This window comes from Nitrosospira sp. Nsp11 (assembly GCF_900142705.1).
GTDB lineage: Bacteria > Pseudomonadota > Gammaproteobacteria > Burkholderiales > Nitrosomonadaceae > Nitrosospira.
This window is the reverse complement of the sequence record NZ_FRBV01000014.1, coordinates 41,809-58,432: the sequence shown is the minus strand read 5'-3', so window position 1 is coordinate 58,432 and position 16,624 is coordinate 41,809. Positions and strand designations below refer to the sequence as shown.

The following is a 16,624-nucleotide window of genomic DNA, read 5'->3' as shown; positions in this document are numbered from 1 at the left end:
GGGGTCGCACCTTCCTGCGGAAGGCACTGCTCCGCTCTGCGCGGTCGCATTCCGCGTCATTGAGCCTTGCCCTGCACCCCAAAAACCGTACACTTCCCCTCGTCCAACTATTGGATTTAGGTTGAATATGGGCGGTATAGGTTTTGAGATTCGCAAAATGCTCGAGCGCGACAGCTATTGGTCGGTATTGCGCGCATACGGCTACGCGGGTCTGGTTAGCGGCGGTCCGTGGGTAATATCTATTCTGAGCATCATGATGATCGGCATTCTTGCCGTCGCGCTGGGGGTCGCCCAGCGGGAAGTTAATGCCTTCCAGATCTGCGTAACCTACCTTATGGCAACTTCATTAATCTGGACCGGGGGCATGCAGTTGATGTTTACGCGCTTTGTTGCGGATCGGGCTTATGCGAGCGCCCAGGCAGAGGTGTTACCCAACTTGTTTGGCGTCCTTACGATTACCATGGGGGTCGGTTTCCTATGGGCCGCGCCTGCCATTTTCTGGTTTTTTACCGGACCATTTTTCCAGAACTTGTTATTGCTGAGCAATTTTGTCGTGCTGAGCGGCGCCTGGATCACCCTTATTTTTCTGTCGGGAATGAAGGCCTATCGCCGCATAGTCCGGACATTGGGAAAAGGTTATTTACTTGGCATCGCGGTAGCGCTTGTGGCGTCGCCTTGGGAACTGAATGGGCTATTGCTGGGCGTGCTGACCGGGCACGCCTACCTGCTGTTTTCATTTCTGCGCCATATTGTCCGCGAATATCCCGGGAACTCGCTGCTCAAGTTTGATTTTCTCAACCAACGCAGGAGTTTCTATAGTTTATTTGCTGTCGGTACCCTTTATTATCTGGCCGTCTGGGTGGATAAGTTCATATTCTGGTTTGTGCCGCATACTTCCGAGGCAGTCATTGGCCCTTTGCGCGCTTCCATCATTTACGATCTTCCGATTTTTCTGGCCTATCTGTTCATTTTGCCCGGCATGGCCGTATTTCTGGTAAGCATGGAGGCTGATTTCGCGCAACAGCATGAGCGTTTTTACCGCGCAGTCCGGGAAGGCGATACGCTTATGCATATTGAATATAGACGGGACCAGATGGTGTACGCCGCCCGGCAGGGAATCTACGAGATCTTCAAAGTACAGGGCCTGACGGTCATGCTGTGCCTGTTATGGGGCAGGGAGCTGCTGCACGCAGTAGGTATTTCCCCGCTATATATACATTTGTTCTATATCGACGTCGTTGCAGTCAGTGTACAGGTGCTGTTGATGGCGATACTCAACGTGCTGTTCTATCTGGATGCTCGCCGAGAGGTGCTGATCATTACTGCATGTTTCTTTATCACGAACCTGCTGTTCACCTTTGCCACATTGCACCTGGGCGCGGAAACCTTCGGTTATGGATTTGCCGCCTCGGTAACGTTATCCGCGTTTCTCAGCCTCTTTATCCTCTCGCACAAATTCAACCGCCTGGAATACGAAACGTTCATGTTGCAGAATTAACGCGATTACCACCGGCAAAGGATTGAACAGGAAGCCGTCAATTGGCGGGAAACGCTTTTTTGAAGTTAAAATCGCGCAGGTGGTGTGGAAGGAGAGATTTGATTTCGATTACAGCCGGGAATCCGTGGCGGAGCCGAAAATCGATTGAAGCTTTCCCCAACTGTACCGATATTATGCGCCTGATCACGTTCATTCAACACGCAGCGGCGAACTGTGCCAGACCTGCTTCTGGTAAATCGGTGGACTCCAATTAGAATAAAATCCATCATGTCCGTAACGCCGCGCGAGACTCCCACCGATCCCTCGACCAAGGGAGAAATACCGCTTACCGGGCCCCTCACAGCGCTCTTCGCGACGTCCGTAGGGGTCGTCGTTACCAATCTCTACGCTCCGCAGACCTTAATCGGCCTGATCGGCCCATCGCTTGGCCTCGCTGAAGCAAGCGGCGGGCTCGTCTCTATGGCGACCTTGCTCGGCTACGCCTTTGGTCTCTTCCTTCTGGTTCCGCTGGCCGATCTCCTGGAAAATCGCAAGCTGATCGTCAGGATGATCGGATGCGCGGCGATAAGTGCTATCGCCGCTGCCTTCGCTCCAAGCGCGGCGTTGCTGCTGGCGATTCTTTTCATTCTTGGGGCCGCGTGTTCTGCTATCCACATCCTGGTCCCGGTCGCTGCCTCCATGGTGTCGCCAGAGCAGCGCGGCCGCGTCATCGGGGACATCATGGGCGGCCTAATGCTCGGCATTGTACTGTCGAGGCCACTTGCGAGCATCATCACCGCTAACTTTGGATGGCGCGCTTTTTACGGCGTGAGCGCATTCGCCCTGGCGACGCTCGCGTTCACGCTCGCTGGGAGGCTGCCCGAACGCCGGCCAGTGGCGCGCTCGACTTATCCGTTTTTAATCGCCTCGCTTTGGCATCTATTGCGCGCGGAGCCTGTGCTGCGACGGCGAGCGTTCACGGCGAGCTTGACCATGGCCGCATTTAGCCTATTCTGGACTGCTGTCGCACTCAAGTTGATGCAACTGCCGTTTGAACTCGACCAACGTGAAATCGCTTTGTTCGCACTCGTCGGCGCAACCGGCGCAGCGGTGACGCCGTTTGTCGGGCGAGCGGGCGATCTCGGCTGGACGCGATCGGGGACAATCGCATCCCATCTACTAGTAGTGGTGGCCTTCGCGCTTGCGGGATGGGCGGGATCGTCGCATGTTGCGACGCCGCTCTTGTCCCTTCTTCTCATGGGTGCGGGTGCGATTTTGCTCGATATCGGCGTCGTCGGTGACCACAACCTTGGCCGTCGAGTCATCAATCTTCTCCATCCGGAGGCACTCGGTCGGCTCAACGGCCTTTTCGTAGGTCTTTTCTTCCTCGGCGGGGCGGCCGGCGCGGCCGCTGCGGGAATCGCCTGGGCTTGGGGCGGATGGATAGTGGTTTGCCTTATCGGCGCCGCATGCGGAGTTGGCGCGTTGCTTGTCGATTGGGCAGATGAGGCCATGTGAGCCAGCTTTTTTTGCACCTCCGCTGGAGATCAAGTTGAAACCATCTTACCCGTCAACGCAATAGAATCAGACATTGCGGCTGTTGCCTGAAGTAGGTCGGGCTACGCCCGACGATCGTAAATTAGCGTCGGGCGTAGCCCGACCTACTTCACGATATTGATACCTTTGTATCGTTGTGCTATCAAAATTTATCCAACCACTTCTATTAGAATTATTTCTAATAGAAGTGCTGGTTAATCCGTTCACTCGATCATCTGGGCCATCGAACTCTCAGCCAGCTTGCTGGGCAGTAACCACCGTTGATCCCATTTGAGTGGACACCGACGTACTGCAACACTTGTCTCTGGCTGATCTTCCAGCCCTTCGTAACCATCCTGACTTACGTTACACTGCTAGACATCAAATCGGCGAGATAGAGGAGGTAAAGATGGGTTTGCTCGTCAAAGGCAAATGGGTAGACGAATGGTACGACACAAAATCGACGGGCGGCAGCTTCGTCCGTACGAATGCCCAGTTTCACAACTGGATCACACGCGATGGCAGTCCCGGGCAGAGCGGTGAGGGTGGATTTCCCGCCGAGGCGGGCCGCTACCACCTCTATATTTCCCTGGCCTGCCCATGGGCACATCGCACACTGATTTTTCGCGCGCTGAAAGGTTTGGGCGACATGATAAGCGTCTCCGTGGTCAATCCCTACATGGGCGACCACGGCTGGACGTTCGATCAGGCTCCCGGCGTGGTGCCTGATCCTGTTGGCAAGGCGCGCTATCTTTATGAAGTCTACCTGCGCGCCGCTCCGGAATATAGCGGCAGGGTGACGGTGCCGGTGCTGTGGGATTTGCAGCGGAACACGATCGTCAACAACGAATCAGGCGAGATTATCCGCATGCTGAATACTGCCTTTGATGGCATCGGCGCCACGGGAGAAAATTTTGTGCCGGATGCGCTGCTGCCCCAAATCGACGAGATTAACGACCGCGTCTATCACGACGTCAACAATGGAGTTTATAAGGCAGGTTTTGCCACCGATCAGCAGGTCTACGAGAATGCAGTCGCGGTTTTATTTCAACGCCTGGACGACCTCGATCAGCGTCTCTCACGTCAGCGCTATCTTGTGGGCGGGCATGTCACCGAAGCCGACTGGCGGCTTTTCACCACGCTGGTTCGCTTCGATTCGGTCTACCATGGCCACTTTAAATGTAATCTCAGGCGTCTGACGGAGTACCCGAATCTTTGGGGTTTCACCCGCGAGCTATACCAGTGGCCCAACATTGCAGAGACGGTGAACATGCAGCACATCAAGGCACACTATTACCGCAGCCATCCAACTATCAATCCCAACGGTATTGTTCCGGCAGGTCCGATCCTGGACTTTTATCAACCTCACGATCGAGCGCGGCTACCTGACTCTGATCAGAGTTGAGCAGATCTGATTAGCGCCACCTGATCCGGCAACCCAATTTTCTTAAGAGCTTCCTGCCGCATTAAGCGGCGTAATTCGATCCTGTAATCGTCTCGACATATTTCGGCATCTTCGAAAACTCAATCCGATCGTCATGCCAAGCAGAATGAGGAGCGGCGTAGGAGGCTCAGGCACCGCGAAAACATCGAATTCGCCAAAGATATTGAAGGTGAACTGGGAAGGGAACGATGAGGGCCCAGCAACTTGATTATCAAAAATCGCCTGCGTGGAATGATCGCCATGGAATTGGTTTCCTACTCTGTGCTGAGCATCTTTACCAAGAATAGTGCGAAGCAAATCACTACGAAGGAAATAGCCGGTGTTGTTTGCCGTAATGTCGGCCCATGCCCGGTTGAGGGTGGATCCGTTCGGTTGCCTGTCGTTTACGCTTTCAAAAACCCCTCCCGGCTGTAGTCCGAGCCAAAATTGACCATCTGAAGCTCGATCATAGGCATTCGACGAGGAAGGATCGAAGTTCTTGGTCGATCCCTGTCCCACATAAAAATTAAAAAAGTCTCCTGGTAACAAGCCAAATTCAAGGTGGCCAAAATCGCTCGACTGATCGATTATGGAAAATTGAAAGCGACCTGTCAGTTCGTTGTCTGCCAGCTGGCTTGAAAAGTCCGCTCCGCTTGCAACACCGTGAATTCGGGTGATATTCACTATGCCTTTAAATACGTCTCCCCTATCGGGCAGGTGGTTTCCGTTTTTGTCGTCGAAGAACTCCTGGCCAGCATAGCTTAAGCGGGTGATCTCGCCCGCCGGTAATACGATAAGCGGCGCTGCATGGCTCAGGCTGACGAGGCTAGCTAGCCCCAATCCAAAAATCCGTTTGGTAAGCGAATAGTTTCGTCGGGGTTGCATGAGATTCTTCTATGGATGTGTGTTCAACTAAACAAACGATTATGTGGAATAAGGAATACCTGTTTAATATTAATAATATTCGCTACGCCAGAAAATTTTATTTTACATTATGGCGCATTCTGTAGCTGGACAGTAAAAAGAACCCTCCCGGCTTCGCATCCGAGGACCCGTTGGCAATCCAGCTATCTCCGCGTGGCTTAAAGCGTTGCTAGTGCTTGAATTGTGGCTAATCTGAATGATGACAATCAACGAGCAGGAAGTAGCATTTATAACGATATTCTCTATATTGAAGGCTACGCGGCCAGCGCCAGGAAAACCTTAAAAATTATCGTCAGGTTTCGCTACTGGCGCTTTTATGGTCTCGTTCCCGGGCTTCGATACGCTTCAGAAAAACGCCCATCACTTCCCGGTAAAGTACATCCTTGAGCACGCCGTCTTCGTTGCCGGCATCCACATTGGGATTGTCGTTGACTTCGATCACGTAGCAGCGGTTACCGGATTGCTTGATATCCACGCCATAGAAGCCATCACCAATGAGGTTGGCCGATTTGAGTGCAATTCCGACTACTTCTGGTGGTGTTTCGCCCAGCGGGATGGCTTGAGTGGAACCTTCGCTCATTTTGCGTTTCTGCACATCGCGCTTGATGACCTGCCAGTGTCCGGGGGGGAAGTAATATTTGGCAACGAATAATGGTTTCCGGTCGAGTATGCCGACTCGCCAGTCGAATGCGGTAGGCAGCCATTCCTGGGCAATAACGAGTACCGATTTGGCCAGCAGCTCGGTTATCCGGGGCAGCAGTTCGGCTTCTGTTTCGATTTTTACCACCCCGCGCGAGAATGAACTGTCCGGCTGCTTCAGTATGCAGGGGAGACCGAGCTCAGGGATGATTCGGGCGATGTTGTCCCGGTGCGCCAACAACGTTTTGGGGGTGGGTATATTGTGCCGAGCGAGGAGTTCAGCCAGATAGACCTTATTGTTGCACTTGAGGATGGATTCGGGATCGTCTATCACCACCAGCCTTTCCGCAAATGCCAGTCTCGAGAAGTAATAAGTATAGTGATTGACAAAGGTTGTATCGCGGATGAACAGCGCGTCGAATTGAGGCAACCGGCCGATATCGGCGCGGGTAATAAATTTTACGCGCATGCTCAATTCCTCTGCCGCATCCCTGAATTTGTGCAAAGCTTTTGCATTGGAAGGAGGTTCAGGATTACCCGGATCGTGAAGGATTGCGAGATCGAAGCGGGAAATGTGTTTCTTCTGCCATAGCCTGCGGCCCTTGACCTTGAAGTACTCAGTTGCTGCAAGCACCGCAAGCTCCTGGTGGCAGGCGGGAATATCGCTTGCGTCGATCGCCCGTATGCTGCGCAAGCTCCATTGGTTGCGATGGCGTTCGAAGCGGGCGGACAGGAGCGGCACCTGTAACAGATTGAAAAGCTGATGGCTGAGTCTGTTATAGCGACTATCTGTGGTGCGGCCGAAATAGATGTGGAGTTCGAAGTCGTTCATTGCCAGCGGTGCAAGCAAACGCTGAATCAAGGCGCTCAGATCCTCGGTAAGGTGGCGTATCAGATTCTGGGATTGCAAATCCTCGATTGCGCCGACCTTGGGCAGCGGTTTATGCCCACGGGCCTCTGCGAGCAGCGAAACATAATAGCCCGAGCCCTGGTAATGGTAGGATTTGCAAAGGTTGAAAACCCTGGCGGAGCGATTCAGGGAATGGTGGGTTTGGCCGGCGCCATGGTTTATGGCGAACCCTGGATCAGTCAAATATGTTCGCGCCGATATGATCGTTACACCTGGAATCTCGAGAGGCCAGGCATCGGGTTCCTCGACGACAATGAGTATGGACATGGAAAGTCTCTGATCTCCCGATGCTGTTTTGCATCGCATCACGTAATACTCCGAAAATCATATTTCCTGAAATTTACAGGGTAGGCTGACGTGCACTTTTGCTGGTTTCGCCAGGTGGAGTACCGGCGCTGCGCAAATTGACGAATTTGCTTAATGTATCAAACCAGAAGGGGGCCCCCATCGATACGGCAAGTATGGAAACCAGCAGGCCGAACAGCTTGTAAAACGCCCAGCCTGCGTAATCCCACGACAGCTCGGGGTTTCGAAAATGTCCGGCGTCGCTGGGGTTAAATGACCATCCTACCGGCAACCTGATGCTCTCTGCCGTTTTAAGAACCGCTTGCAAACCCGGAGTGTTATTTTTTGCTTCGATTGGGGGCGATTGCGCGGGCTGAGATGCTGCCCCTTCCATAGGGGGAGCAGGCAACTCCAAGGCAGGCTGGGCCTTTACGGCATCCTCTGCCGCAGCGACCAGCGACGCGCGCAAAGCATTATCCTTTGAAAGCCGTTGAATGAGCATGACCGTATCGGCATTGGAAATAACAACTACCGCGGTCGCCAAAAAAAGCAGCACGCGCTGGGTCCAGCGCTTGTACCAGCCGCCAACCCTTTCCATGGCATTGTTGAACCAGCCTTCGAGATTTCTCCGGAATGCTTCCGCCTGGTGCTCGACAGCAGCGACTTCGCGCCGCGTTTTGTCTATAAGGACAAGAAGCGTTTCTTTTGTGTCACCTTCGGGCAGCCTTTTCAGCCCTTCCTGAATATTGCCCAATGGATCGGGAGACTGGGCGGCGAAAGTACGGGCGAAGGCAAGCGCCTCTTTCAGAGTCGTGCCAGCTGTCAGAAGCAGCTTGGCCTTCTTGGGATTTTTTGCGGATGCAATCGCGGCGCGGCGCGCATCGAGCATTTTAATTGCAGCGTTTATGGTTTCAACGTTATTCCTTGCCTGTGTTGCAAGATGGGCAAGATCTGCGTCTGTTGGAGCGCTGGTGGCGGATTGGATGGCTTTGTCGTATGCCGCCTTTGCCTCGTCCGCAATAGCCTCCAAGGCTGCCCGGGCTCGTTCCTGAGCCGCCTTTGCCTGATTGACGGCTTCGGCGAACTGAGGATTAGCCGGCGTTGCGGCTGCTGCTTCGACGGCTTTTCCGTACGCGTCGTCCGCGTTTTCTGCGATAGCCAGAAGATCGCCATACTTACCCGCGATAATCCCGCGTGCGCCAAGAATATCGAGCAAAGCCAGCGAGAAGTTCTGCCCCGACATATAGGAGGGCAAGCGGGTTATTTTGTTCGGATTGGAAGCATACTGCGAGATGCCGCCTATCAGTCCGTGGTTGTAGACTTGCTGCGCCAACCCGGTGAACTGCGGATCATTGAGAAGATTTTTAATTCCCCCCATGAGGTTTCTTCCCCGCTTGTCAATGAGCGACGCGATTCCCTCATTAAGGGCCGTGCATATGAGGCTCAGGAGCAAGTAGACGAAAATGATACCGATTGCCACTTCCAGTATATTTGAGCCGAACATTTACGCCTCCGTCTACAGGAATCGTGTTATTCATGATTCAGTCTAGCAGAATAACGTTTATCCGCAGGCGCAAGGCCCGGCTTATGCGAGTTGGAAATGAAATCGAGTCGGGAAGGTCATCAACGGCTGAGTTGGCGATGGGCGGCCTGGCTGATATTTGGGCAAATATTTTGTATGTTTGTTCCGAGTGAAAGCTCCCGCAAGACTCACCGGCAAGGCTTTATAAACATTATGAGATTTATCCTTCAGCGGTAGAGCTACATAATACTAAGCAGCCCCCAGGTCGGAATAATATTGCAGCTTGATTCGCTCGATATAATTTCTCAAGTTGTCCTTCGTCAAGCCATGTTCCTTTAGTGGCGACTCGATCGGGCAGCCGAACGTATTGATGAGAAATCCGAAGGCACTCGCATCCAGGCTGGTCGGCTTATCTCCCAGGAAATATTTTTTCCCCCCGAGGCATGCTGACAGCGCATCAATATCCTGCATACCGAGTTCGAAAACCTCCTCGGCGTTATGCCGCCCCGTTCCATGCCCCAAAATCTGGCGCTGAATCCTGCGACGATAATAGATTGCCGCCACATCGCGAATAACAGGGGGCAGAACACTAAAAATCGCTTTCTTATTCACTTGCCAATTTGCATCCGTATACTGCCATCTCGAATACATTGTGGCCCAGAACAGATGCTCTTCAAGCAACCGCTGCATTGCCAGCGACAGTGCCGATTCTGCCGGGGTTAAGTCCTCATCCAGATCTTTATATCGGGTTTTAAGGTGTCGTACGATAAAGCGCGAGTCCGCTAATTTGAGATCTCCATCTTCGATGTAAGGCACTTTACCTTTCGGCGCAAACAACGGGAGCGTCGCTTTAACAGCATATTTAATGTCCGCCATTCTTAAATAAGTTTCTGTTTTGCAGCAGAAATGGCTGAGATTCGGAATGCCCCACGTACGTTCCAATTGATAAAGTATTACCATCAGCGCTCCAAAGCGTCGTTTCAACTTGCAATGAACCAGTAACGAAAGCTTATCCTAATGTATTGCGAACTGCAAGTCACTATTGCTTATTTTACTCACGTATAATTTTCTCTGCGGGCAGCTATGAGACACGACTACACACTGCAAGGAAATGCAGCTTTTGATCGGCCGCGCTATCGCTCAGCCAATCCCATAATTCGATAGACCGATAGCCCGATCCCGACTTGTAGCAGGAAAGCAAAACCACTGGCGGATCATTGTCGCAACGCTTGTGTATCTGCTTGACCTCGATTGCCAGGGTCATAAGAAGTAGGATTTCACGGGGCACTATTTCGAACGAGGGGATGATTGGGAAACTCCTGAAAATGCCTGGAATAACTATCTCCGCCTTCTTGCAACCGCGGCTTCAGCACGTGCCTCGCGTCGTTTTGGTTCTTGCTTCGCTTCTTTGACTACCCGCAATTCGTCTATCAGGTGTTCCAATCCAGGACCAGGTTTTTTTTAGATTCTTTCAAACACGTTTCATTAGCGGTGGCGTCTTCAGAAAAATAATTACTCAAGTACTTATCGAACGGGATCTCGGCCATTGTATCCAACCGTTCCTGTTGCTTCAGCGACGCTTCGACTTGGGCATCAAAGCTTTTCTTTACCGAGGTCTCAAGTGGTGTATTCCGAAAATAACGTGCGTATTCATCCGATTTTTGCAACACCAGTTCAGTAATCGAAAGCTTCTGGTCCCGCATTGCCAACAGCATTCTTGCTGAAGAAGTCAGCTCGGAGTGACAAACAACTTCCCACTGTTTGTGTAATGCCTGTGTATAGGGTTTATTGTCATTCCCTTTATCCAGAACCTCGCAAATCTCCTGCATTTCCTCGCACAACTTCAACCCCCATTCTTGCAGGGAGACTGCCTGTCCTTTGTCGGATAGCTTCAGCGTGGGATCTCTTCCCTGGTTGGCAACGGATAACGCATTATTATTAACCTCCTCATACTGCTTCAAGTCATGGCCCAAGTTTCCGCGAAATAAACAATACAGGCTAAGCGCTTCAAGAAACCGTGTCGTTTCGATCGAGATTCCCGCAGGTTCAAAAATATCAATATCAAGTGATCGGATTTCGATATATTCGATCCCTCTGCTTCTCAGGGCCTTGAGCGGTCTCTCATTGGGCCTTGTAGGCTGTTTCGGCCGTACCGAGGTGTAATATTCGTTCTCGATTTGTAGAAAATTAGTGTTTAATTGCTGATATTGATCACCTGCCTTTATGCCGATTTTTTCGTAATCCAGATAGGATTTCGTTGTCGCGCTGGCCAAATCCCTTATATATTCATCAAGGCTATTAAAGGAAATATGAAACATTGCCTGAACCGGATTTACATATCCAATCTCACTCATCCTCAGTGAAGTTGCAAAAGGTTTGTAATATGAGGTATCGTCAAATTTCTCCAAAGTATGGGAACAAGCAGAGTTACGGCTATCGACGAAACTTTTACTGACCGCAGGTGAAGAGCCAAACAGGTAAAGGATGAGCCAGCCATAGCGCTGCAGGTTTCTGATCATTTCCATATAAGCATTGGTGACGAATGATTGCAGGTCACCCGTATGCTTCTTGAACTGCTGGTATTCCGGCCAGAATTGTTCAGGAAGCGAGTAATTAAAATGGATCCCGGCGATTACCTGCATGCAACGGCCATAGCGGTAACCTAAACCGCGGCGATATATGTGCTTCATCATTCCTACATTGGAGGAGCCATATCTGGCGATAGGAATTGCCGAGTCCCGTAAAGCACCGACAGGCATACTTGCTGCCAGCAATAATTCGTCATTAATATTTGCACAGACGTATTTATGCAAGTCCGTCAAAAAATTCAACGTTTCCTTTCCATCCGATAATGCTGGTGTGATCAACTCAAGCAAAGCCTCGGAATAATCCGTTGTTATGTGCGGATGGGTCAATGCGGCTCCTAGCTCAATCGGATGAGGAGACAGTGATATGAATCCCTTCCGGTCAATTCGGAGGCTTTCCTTTTCGATGCCTTTCAGTCCACCAATTAATAGCGGCTGAAGAGATTCGTGGATAGGTGCCTGGCGCTGGCTATGAGATAACGGTTTTGACATTTTTATCCTCCGATATTACTTGCAATAAGCAAGTCCACGAAGCTTATCTTACTGTATTGCAAAGTGCAAGTAACTATACTATTATTAACTCACCAATTTTTCCTGCAGGCAAGTTATGAAGCAAGTTATGAAAGATGACAAGATGGCGGAAGGAAAAGTTGCCTTCGAAAGGTCATGCTGCCCCATTACCCATGCGCTGGATATTTTTGGTGATAAATGGACGCTGCTTATTGTCCGGGATTTGATTTTAGGCAAGAGCCGTTATCTGGAATTGATATCGTCAGCCGAAAAAATCGCTTCAAATATCCTTGCCGACAGGTTGAAAAAATTGGAAGCCACAGGCCTTATTACGCGGCGAGCCTATCAGCAGAAGCCGGTACGTTACGAGTATTCCCTGACCGAGAAGGGCGAAAGTCTGAGGCCTGTACTGGCAGCCATCATCTCATGGAGCCAGCAACATCATCCCGGCACTCAAATATTTCCCGCAGTTGAGCCACGCTAGCAGCCGCCGGGCTTGAGCCCTGTTGTTGCTCCTCATCATTGATGGCTTGCATTTCAACACAAGCAATGGCAGCGTTGTTTTGATGACACACTCTGCCATTCCAGACAGGTTTCTGCTTCAACAAAATGATCAGGATTCGAATGAGCCAAGTCAGGCTCGAACTGGTAAAGTGTTATTATTAAATACTCCAAAGTTATTATGCCTGACCTGCCTATCCCCTGCTATCCGACAAACACAGTAGTCGGGATTTAATCCCTCTAAAACTTGCTGGAGCAAGCGCCGGTAGCAGGCCAGGTTTTGGCTGATTATCCGTTCGTGTGGAAGTTCCAATGAGAGAAATGTCTCGGGCAGCGACAGGATAAGCCTGAGCCTGCCCGCATTTCCTAAGAGGGTGAGCTTCAGCCTCCGCCTCCGCCCTTATCAACTCTAGCAACTTTGGCAGGCTGCCACAGTCTCATCAGTGAAATCCTATAGATCAGCAAACAGCGGTCCATGAGACGACTTATTTTAGCGACGTTGTTATTTTCTGCCGGGCTCGCCAATGCGGTAGAGGCAGTTTCCGCCGCTGCGCCGGTTGAGGTGCCCGACACCATGGCGGAGCGGGTTAAGCCCTGCGTTGCCTGCCACGGCCTCGAAGACAAGGTAGGGCGAGACGCGTACTATCCACGTATCGCAGGCAAGCCAAAAGGATATCTTTTTAACCAGTTGCGCAGTTTCCGGGATGGACTGCGTTATTACCAGCCCATGACCCTGCTGCTTGCAAATATGACGGACCAGTATCTGCTGGAAATGGCCGCCTACTTTTCGGGGCTTAAACAGCCTTTCCCGCCACCCGAGCGCATGGCTGCGTCATCGGCCCAAATCAAGCTCGCCCGGCAGCTTATCAATCAGGGAGACCCCGCACGACAGATTCCGGCTTGCATTCAATGCCATGGTAACGAACTGATGGGTACGGCGCCATTTATTCCGGGCTTGCTGGGTCTTCCGCGCATTTACATGATCGCCCAGTTCGGTGCCTGGCGAAATGGAGGACTGATACGCGGTCAGACTGCGGATTGCATGTCGGAAATCGCAAAGCAGCTTACTACCGAAGAGACGAACGCAGTTGCGGCATGGCTGGCCGCCCAGCCCATACCGGAGAATAGTGGGCCGGCTGGCACGCTTCCGGTTGAAATGGCACGGCGTTGCGGCAGCATCGTTCAAAGCGCTACCGTCCAATGAAACGCAGGATCGCTGTCGTGATAGCCCTACTCGCCGGTCTGGCGGGTCTCGCTGTTATGGGTACGTCGTTTACCCTGATCGGTGCGTCCCCTCCAGGAAAAGCAGCAAATACCCGGAAGACGATATTCACCGAGCAATCGCTGAGCCGCGGAGCCTACCTTGCGCGCGCAGGTAATTGCATGGGATGCCATACGGCCCAGAGTGGGCCGGCTTACGCAGGGGGGCGTAGTCTTTCCACACCCTTCGGCACCTTCATCACGACCAATATCACCCCGGATAAGGAAACCGGGATCGGCCGCTGGAGCGAAGAAGATTTCTGGAAAGCGCTGCACGAGGGGAAGTCACGCGATGGACGGCCTTTATACCCCGCATTTCCTTATACCGAATATACAAAAATCACGCGCGAGGACTCTGATTCGATCTTCGCCCATCTGCAGACGCTTGCTCCCGTTGCGCAACGCAATGCGCCGAGCCAGATCAAGTTTCCCTACGATTATCAATTATTGTTGAGTGTCTGGCGCGCCGTATACTTCAAGCCCGGCGTCTATCAGCCCGAGCCGGGAAAAAGCGCCGAGTGGAATCGGGGCGCCTATCTGGTGCAGGGGCTCGGCCATTGCAACGCCTGCCATGCGGAGCGCAATCCGCTGGGCGCGACAGCCGGGGATGACGCGCTGGGAGGCGGGCAGATTATGGGTTCAAACTGGTATGCACCGTCCCTTACCTCAGGCCTGGAAGCAGGTTTTGCCCATTGGCGAATCGATGAAATCGTCCAGTTGCTCACGACAGGTGTTTCACCGCAAGCGACCACATCGGGTCCCATGGCGCAGGTTGTCATGGAAAGCCTCCAGCATCTGACAAAAGAGGATGCACGTGCAATGGCCATCTATCTGCAGTCATTACCCGAGAGCAATTCACTTTCCCTGATTAAAGGTCCAGCCATGACAGAACAGGTCCAGGCCTGGTTTCGGCAAGGCGCCGCGATTTATGAGAAGCACTGCCAGGATTGCCACGGCGCGTCCGGTCAGGGCGCTCCAGGTGTTTATCCGCCTCTGGCGGGCAGCCGGAGTGTCACAATGACGCCCCCGATCAACGCGATTCGCAGCGTTCTCAATGGCGGCTATCCTCCAGCCACCATGGGTAACCCACGCCCTTACGGCATGCCGCCATTCGCCCAGACCCTGCATGATGGTGAGGTTGCGCTGGTATTGTCGTATATCCGCAACGCATGGGGTAACCATGCCAGCCTGGTCACGACAGCTCAAGTCGACAAGAGCCGGGAGGGCATAACACTGAAATGACGCCCGGATTTGCTTGGGGCGCCGCGATTGTGCTCTCAGTCTTGCTGAGGAAAGAACCGGACGCCTCCGATATTGCTCGCGCAGTGCTGCCGGGCAACGCCCTGAATACTGTTCATCCTGCTTGGAGTAGAGGCTCGTCCGCTGGATCGATGATTGGATCTCCCGGCGTTGGATCGGGATCATACGGGCGGGGATCCACCGGCTTGTCCGGGTCGAAGGGTTGGGGATCTTCCCGTGGTTTGTCGGGATCGATGGGGCGAGGGGGATCCTGTACTGGTTTGCCGGGATACGGCTCATGCCCATGGGGCCGACCGGTTCTATACGACCCGGTCTGAAAGTATTTTGTCATGGTGAGGCACTCTCTGGACATATCTCAATGATTACCCCGCCTGCTGACAGGGCAATTCAGTAATCAGTAATCGCGAGTCATTTAACGGGAGCCGGCGCCCAGATCACGTTTTAATTGCCCGCGTATCTCTCCGCTCTTGTTCGCGTCGCTATGAACGTTAACATAGAGATTTCCTGCCTTGTAGGCATCGTATTGGGCGTCAGTCAACTTTGCATCACCGGGAACGGACCATTCGTTATCGGAACTCTTCTTGAGCGTGATGATGTCCGGCCCATTTTTGCCAACCGCTCCCTCATGAATATGCGCACCCGTTCCCTTTAAATCGGAGGTAGTTATCGTGCCTTTGACAGATCTGTCGTCATCGACCGTTATCGTGCCGCTGCCGGATGCGGAGGTCTGCACAGGGGGTACTTCCTGATCGCCGCTCAGATTGACCTTGATTTCGCCAGCGGTCGCGAATCCTGCGCCCCCAGCCAGTGTGCCGGCTATTAACGCAACAATGGCCAGGGTGGATCGCGTACGAAGAACTATGTTCATGGGTGCCTCCTTTAAGATGATTAATTATGGATTGTGATCGCTTTCTCAGCTGCTCAACTGGTTTACCTACCGGTTTTTATCTTTGCAGCCTGGTTTTGTTTGGAGGTGCACAGCATCAACACGTAATGCTATGCATGAATTAATGATGAGTCCGTACGGTAGCGCACGTACGGTAACGCGTCTCATTCCGAATATAGAGCGATTGAAGCGGTGATTCCCTGAAAGATGCCCGGACGGGTCGTTGAAGCGGGCAATTACTCCAGATAGTATTTTCCTGGACAGTACTTTTTGAGGATAGCTTTAATGCTTCTGCCACAATCCCGAATTATTGCCAACCACCGCAACCCTACTTGACCGGTATGGGATTATTGCGTGCTACCGGAACAGCGGTAATACTATTTTGTGGACTGCCTTCTATCAACTTATCGGAATAGGTTAAGTAAATGAGCGTGTTGCGCTTGGCATCCACGACGCGAACGATATGCAGGCGCTTGAATAAAATAGACATGCGTTCGGTAAATACATCTTCCTGCCTTGGGATCTTCTCGGGAAAATGGATCGATTCGGTTACTTGCCGACACGCAATGGACGCCTCTGCCCTGTCCTCTGCCAGACCTACCGTACCTTTTAGACCTCCCGTCCTGGCACGCGAAACGTAGCATGTTATGCCGTGAACCTTGGGGTCGTCATACGCTTCCATGACCACCCGGTCATCCTTTCCCATCCACCGGAAAGCAGTGTCCACTTCACCGATGAGTTCGGCTTTTACGGACGTGCAAAACGCTATATACAGCAATGCCAGGGCGACCGTTTCCACGGTAAATCCAGTTTTCCGCATTTTTCCTCCTCACAGATTATTTTACGTTCGACACAATCTATCAAGCCAAGCCAGCGCCTGAGCATATAGCGAACTACAGTGAACCT

General features: G+C 52.3%; 14 protein-coding genes. 6 read left to right on the top strand and 8 right to left on the bottom strand.

Annotation, left to right across the window (positions count from 1 at the left end; genetic code table 11):
* The first annotated feature begins 127 nt into the window (after window positions 1–127).
* The 3 genes from pelG (at window position 128) to BUA28_RS12995 (ending at window position 4,418) form a co-directional block, all read left to right on the top strand.
* On the top strand, window positions 128–1,498 hold the full coding sequence (pelG, locus tag BUA28_RS13005; protein ID WP_072768544.1) for an exopolysaccharide Pel transporter PelG: 1,371 nt from the start codon (window positions 128–130) through the stop codon (window positions 1,496–1,498).
* 267 nt (window positions 1,499–1,765) lie between these two features.
* Entirely contained in the window at window positions 1,766–2,995 is a 1,230-nt protein-coding gene (locus tag BUA28_RS13000) for an MFS transporter (protein ID WP_072768543.1), read from the top strand.
* Between the two features lie 313 nt (window positions 2,996–3,308).
* On the top strand, window positions 3,309–4,418 hold the full coding sequence (locus tag BUA28_RS12995) for a glutathione S-transferase family protein (protein ID WP_305887644.1): 1,110 nt from the start codon (window positions 3,309–3,311) through the stop codon (window positions 4,416–4,418).
* A 42-nt stretch (window positions 4,419–4,460) separates the two neighbouring features.
* Here BUA28_RS12995 and BUA28_RS12990 read toward each other — a convergent pair whose 3' ends face one another.
* The 5 genes from BUA28_RS12990 to gshA all read right to left on the bottom strand — a co-directional run bounded on the left by BUA28_RS12990 (window position 4,461) and on the right by gshA (window position 11,793).
* Complete coding sequence (locus tag BUA28_RS12990) at window positions 4,461–5,120, bottom strand: PEP-CTERM sorting domain-containing protein (RefSeq protein WP_178298048.1); 660 nt, start codon at window positions 5,118–5,120, stop codon at window positions 4,461–4,463.
* A 532-nt stretch (window positions 5,121–5,652) separates the two neighbouring features.
* On the bottom strand, window positions 5,653–7,176 hold the full coding sequence (locus tag BUA28_RS12985) for a RimK family protein (RefSeq protein WP_072768540.1): 1,524 nt from the start codon (window positions 7,174–7,176) through the stop codon (window positions 5,653–5,655).
* A gap of 73 nt (window positions 7,177–7,249) precedes the next feature.
* Complete coding sequence (locus BUA28_RS12980) at window positions 7,250–8,698, bottom strand: hypothetical protein (RefSeq protein WP_072768539.1); 1,449 nt, start codon at window positions 8,696–8,698, stop codon at window positions 7,250–7,252.
* A 267-nt stretch (window positions 8,699–8,965) separates the two neighbouring features.
* A complete protein-coding gene (locus BUA28_RS12975) occupies window positions 8,966–9,676 on the bottom strand; it encodes a glutathione S-transferase family protein (RefSeq protein ID WP_072768538.1) in 711 nt (236 codons plus the stop codon).
* A gap of 470 nt (window positions 9,677–10,146) precedes the next feature.
* Window positions 10,147–11,793 (bottom strand): glutamate--cysteine ligase, encoded by a 1,647-nt coding sequence (gshA, locus tag BUA28_RS12965; RefSeq protein WP_072768536.1) that lies wholly within the window; start codon window positions 11,791–11,793, stop codon window positions 10,147–10,149.
* 115 nt (window positions 11,794–11,908) lie between these two features.
* Between gshA and BUA28_RS12960 the strand changes: the two genes are divergently transcribed.
* The 3 genes from BUA28_RS12960 to BUA28_RS12950 all read left to right on the top strand — a co-directional run bounded on the left by BUA28_RS12960 (window position 11,909) and on the right by BUA28_RS12950 (window position 14,814).
* Window positions 11,909–12,295, top strand: a complete 387-nt coding sequence (locus tag BUA28_RS12960) for a winged helix-turn-helix transcriptional regulator (protein ID WP_256598321.1) — start codon at window positions 11,909–11,911, stop codon at window positions 12,293–12,295.
* A 492-nt stretch (window positions 12,296–12,787) separates the two neighbouring features.
* Complete coding sequence (locus tag BUA28_RS12955) at window positions 12,788–13,516, top strand: c-type cytochrome (protein WP_072768535.1); 729 nt, start codon at window positions 12,788–12,790, stop codon at window positions 13,514–13,516.
* Window positions 13,513–14,814, top strand: a complete 1,302-nt coding sequence (locus BUA28_RS12950; protein ID WP_072768534.1) for a c-type cytochrome — start codon at window positions 13,513–13,515, stop codon at window positions 14,812–14,814. Before BUA28_RS12955 ends, BUA28_RS12950 begins: the two co-directional genes overlap by 4 nt.
* 112 nt (window positions 14,815–14,926) lie before the next feature.
* Here BUA28_RS12950 and BUA28_RS15630 read toward each other — a convergent pair whose 3' ends face one another.
* From BUA28_RS15630 to BUA28_RS12940, 3 genes are all read right to left on the bottom strand, one after another.
* Window positions 14,927–15,163 (bottom strand): hypothetical protein, encoded by a 237-nt coding sequence (locus tag BUA28_RS15630; RefSeq protein WP_143148523.1) that lies wholly within the window; start codon window positions 15,161–15,163, stop codon window positions 14,927–14,929.
* An 81-nt stretch (window positions 15,164–15,244) separates the two neighbouring features.
* The gene (locus BUA28_RS12945; protein WP_072768533.1) at window positions 15,245–15,700 is read right to left on the bottom strand and encodes a CHRD domain-containing protein; all 456 of its coding nucleotides are present in this window, start codon (window positions 15,698–15,700) and stop codon (window positions 15,245–15,247) included.
* Window positions 15,701–16,046: 346 nt separating this feature from the next.
* On the bottom strand, window positions 16,047–16,538 hold the full coding sequence (locus BUA28_RS12940) for a CreA family protein (protein ID WP_083570018.1): 492 nt from the start codon (window positions 16,536–16,538) through the stop codon (window positions 16,047–16,049).
* Window positions 16,539–16,624 lie beyond the last annotated feature (86 nt).

What these genes read in the sequence shown, in the direction of transcription:
- pelG (WP_072768544.1), top strand. Translation starts at nt 128, where the DNA reads ATGGGCGGTATAGGTTTTGAGATTCGCAAAATGCTCGAGCGCGACAGC.
- BUA28_RS13000 (WP_072768543.1), top strand. Translation starts at nt 1,766, where the DNA reads ATGTCCGTAACGCCGCGCGAGACTCCCACCGATCCCTCGACCAAGGGA.
- BUA28_RS12985 (WP_072768540.1), bottom strand. Translation starts at nt 7,176, where the DNA reads ATGTCCATACTCATTGTCGTCGAGGAACCCGATGCCTGGCCTCTCGAG.
- BUA28_RS12980 (WP_072768539.1), bottom strand. Translation starts at nt 8,698, where the DNA reads ATGTTCGGCTCAAATATACTGGAAGTGGCAATCGGTATCATTTTCGTC.
- BUA28_RS12975 (WP_072768538.1), bottom strand. Translation starts at nt 9,676, where the DNA reads ATGGTAATACTTTATCAATTGGAACGTACGTGGGGCATTCCGAATCTC.
- gshA (WP_072768536.1), bottom strand. Translation starts at nt 11,793, where the DNA reads ATGTCAAAACCGTTATCTCATAGCCAGCGCCAGGCACCTATCCACGAA.
- BUA28_RS12960 (WP_256598321.1), top strand. Translation starts at nt 11,909, where the DNA reads ATGAAGCAAGTTATGAAAGATGACAAGATGGCGGAAGGAAAAGTTGCC.
- BUA28_RS12955 (WP_072768535.1), top strand. Translation starts at nt 12,788, where the DNA reads ATGAGACGACTTATTTTAGCGACGTTGTTATTTTCTGCCGGGCTCGCC.
- BUA28_RS12950 (WP_072768534.1), top strand. Translation starts at nt 13,513, where the DNA reads ATGAAACGCAGGATCGCTGTCGTGATAGCCCTACTCGCCGGTCTGGCG.
- BUA28_RS15630 (WP_143148523.1), bottom strand. Translation starts at nt 15,163, where the DNA reads ATGACAAAATACTTTCAGACCGGGTCGTATAGAACCGGTCGGCCCCAT.
- BUA28_RS12945 (WP_072768533.1), bottom strand. Translation starts at nt 15,700, where the DNA reads ATGAACATAGTTCTTCGTACGCGATCCACCCTGGCCATTGTTGCGTTA.
- BUA28_RS12940 (WP_083570018.1), bottom strand. Translation starts at nt 16,538, where the DNA reads ATGCGGAAAACTGGATTTACCGTGGAAACGGTCGCCCTGGCATTGCTG.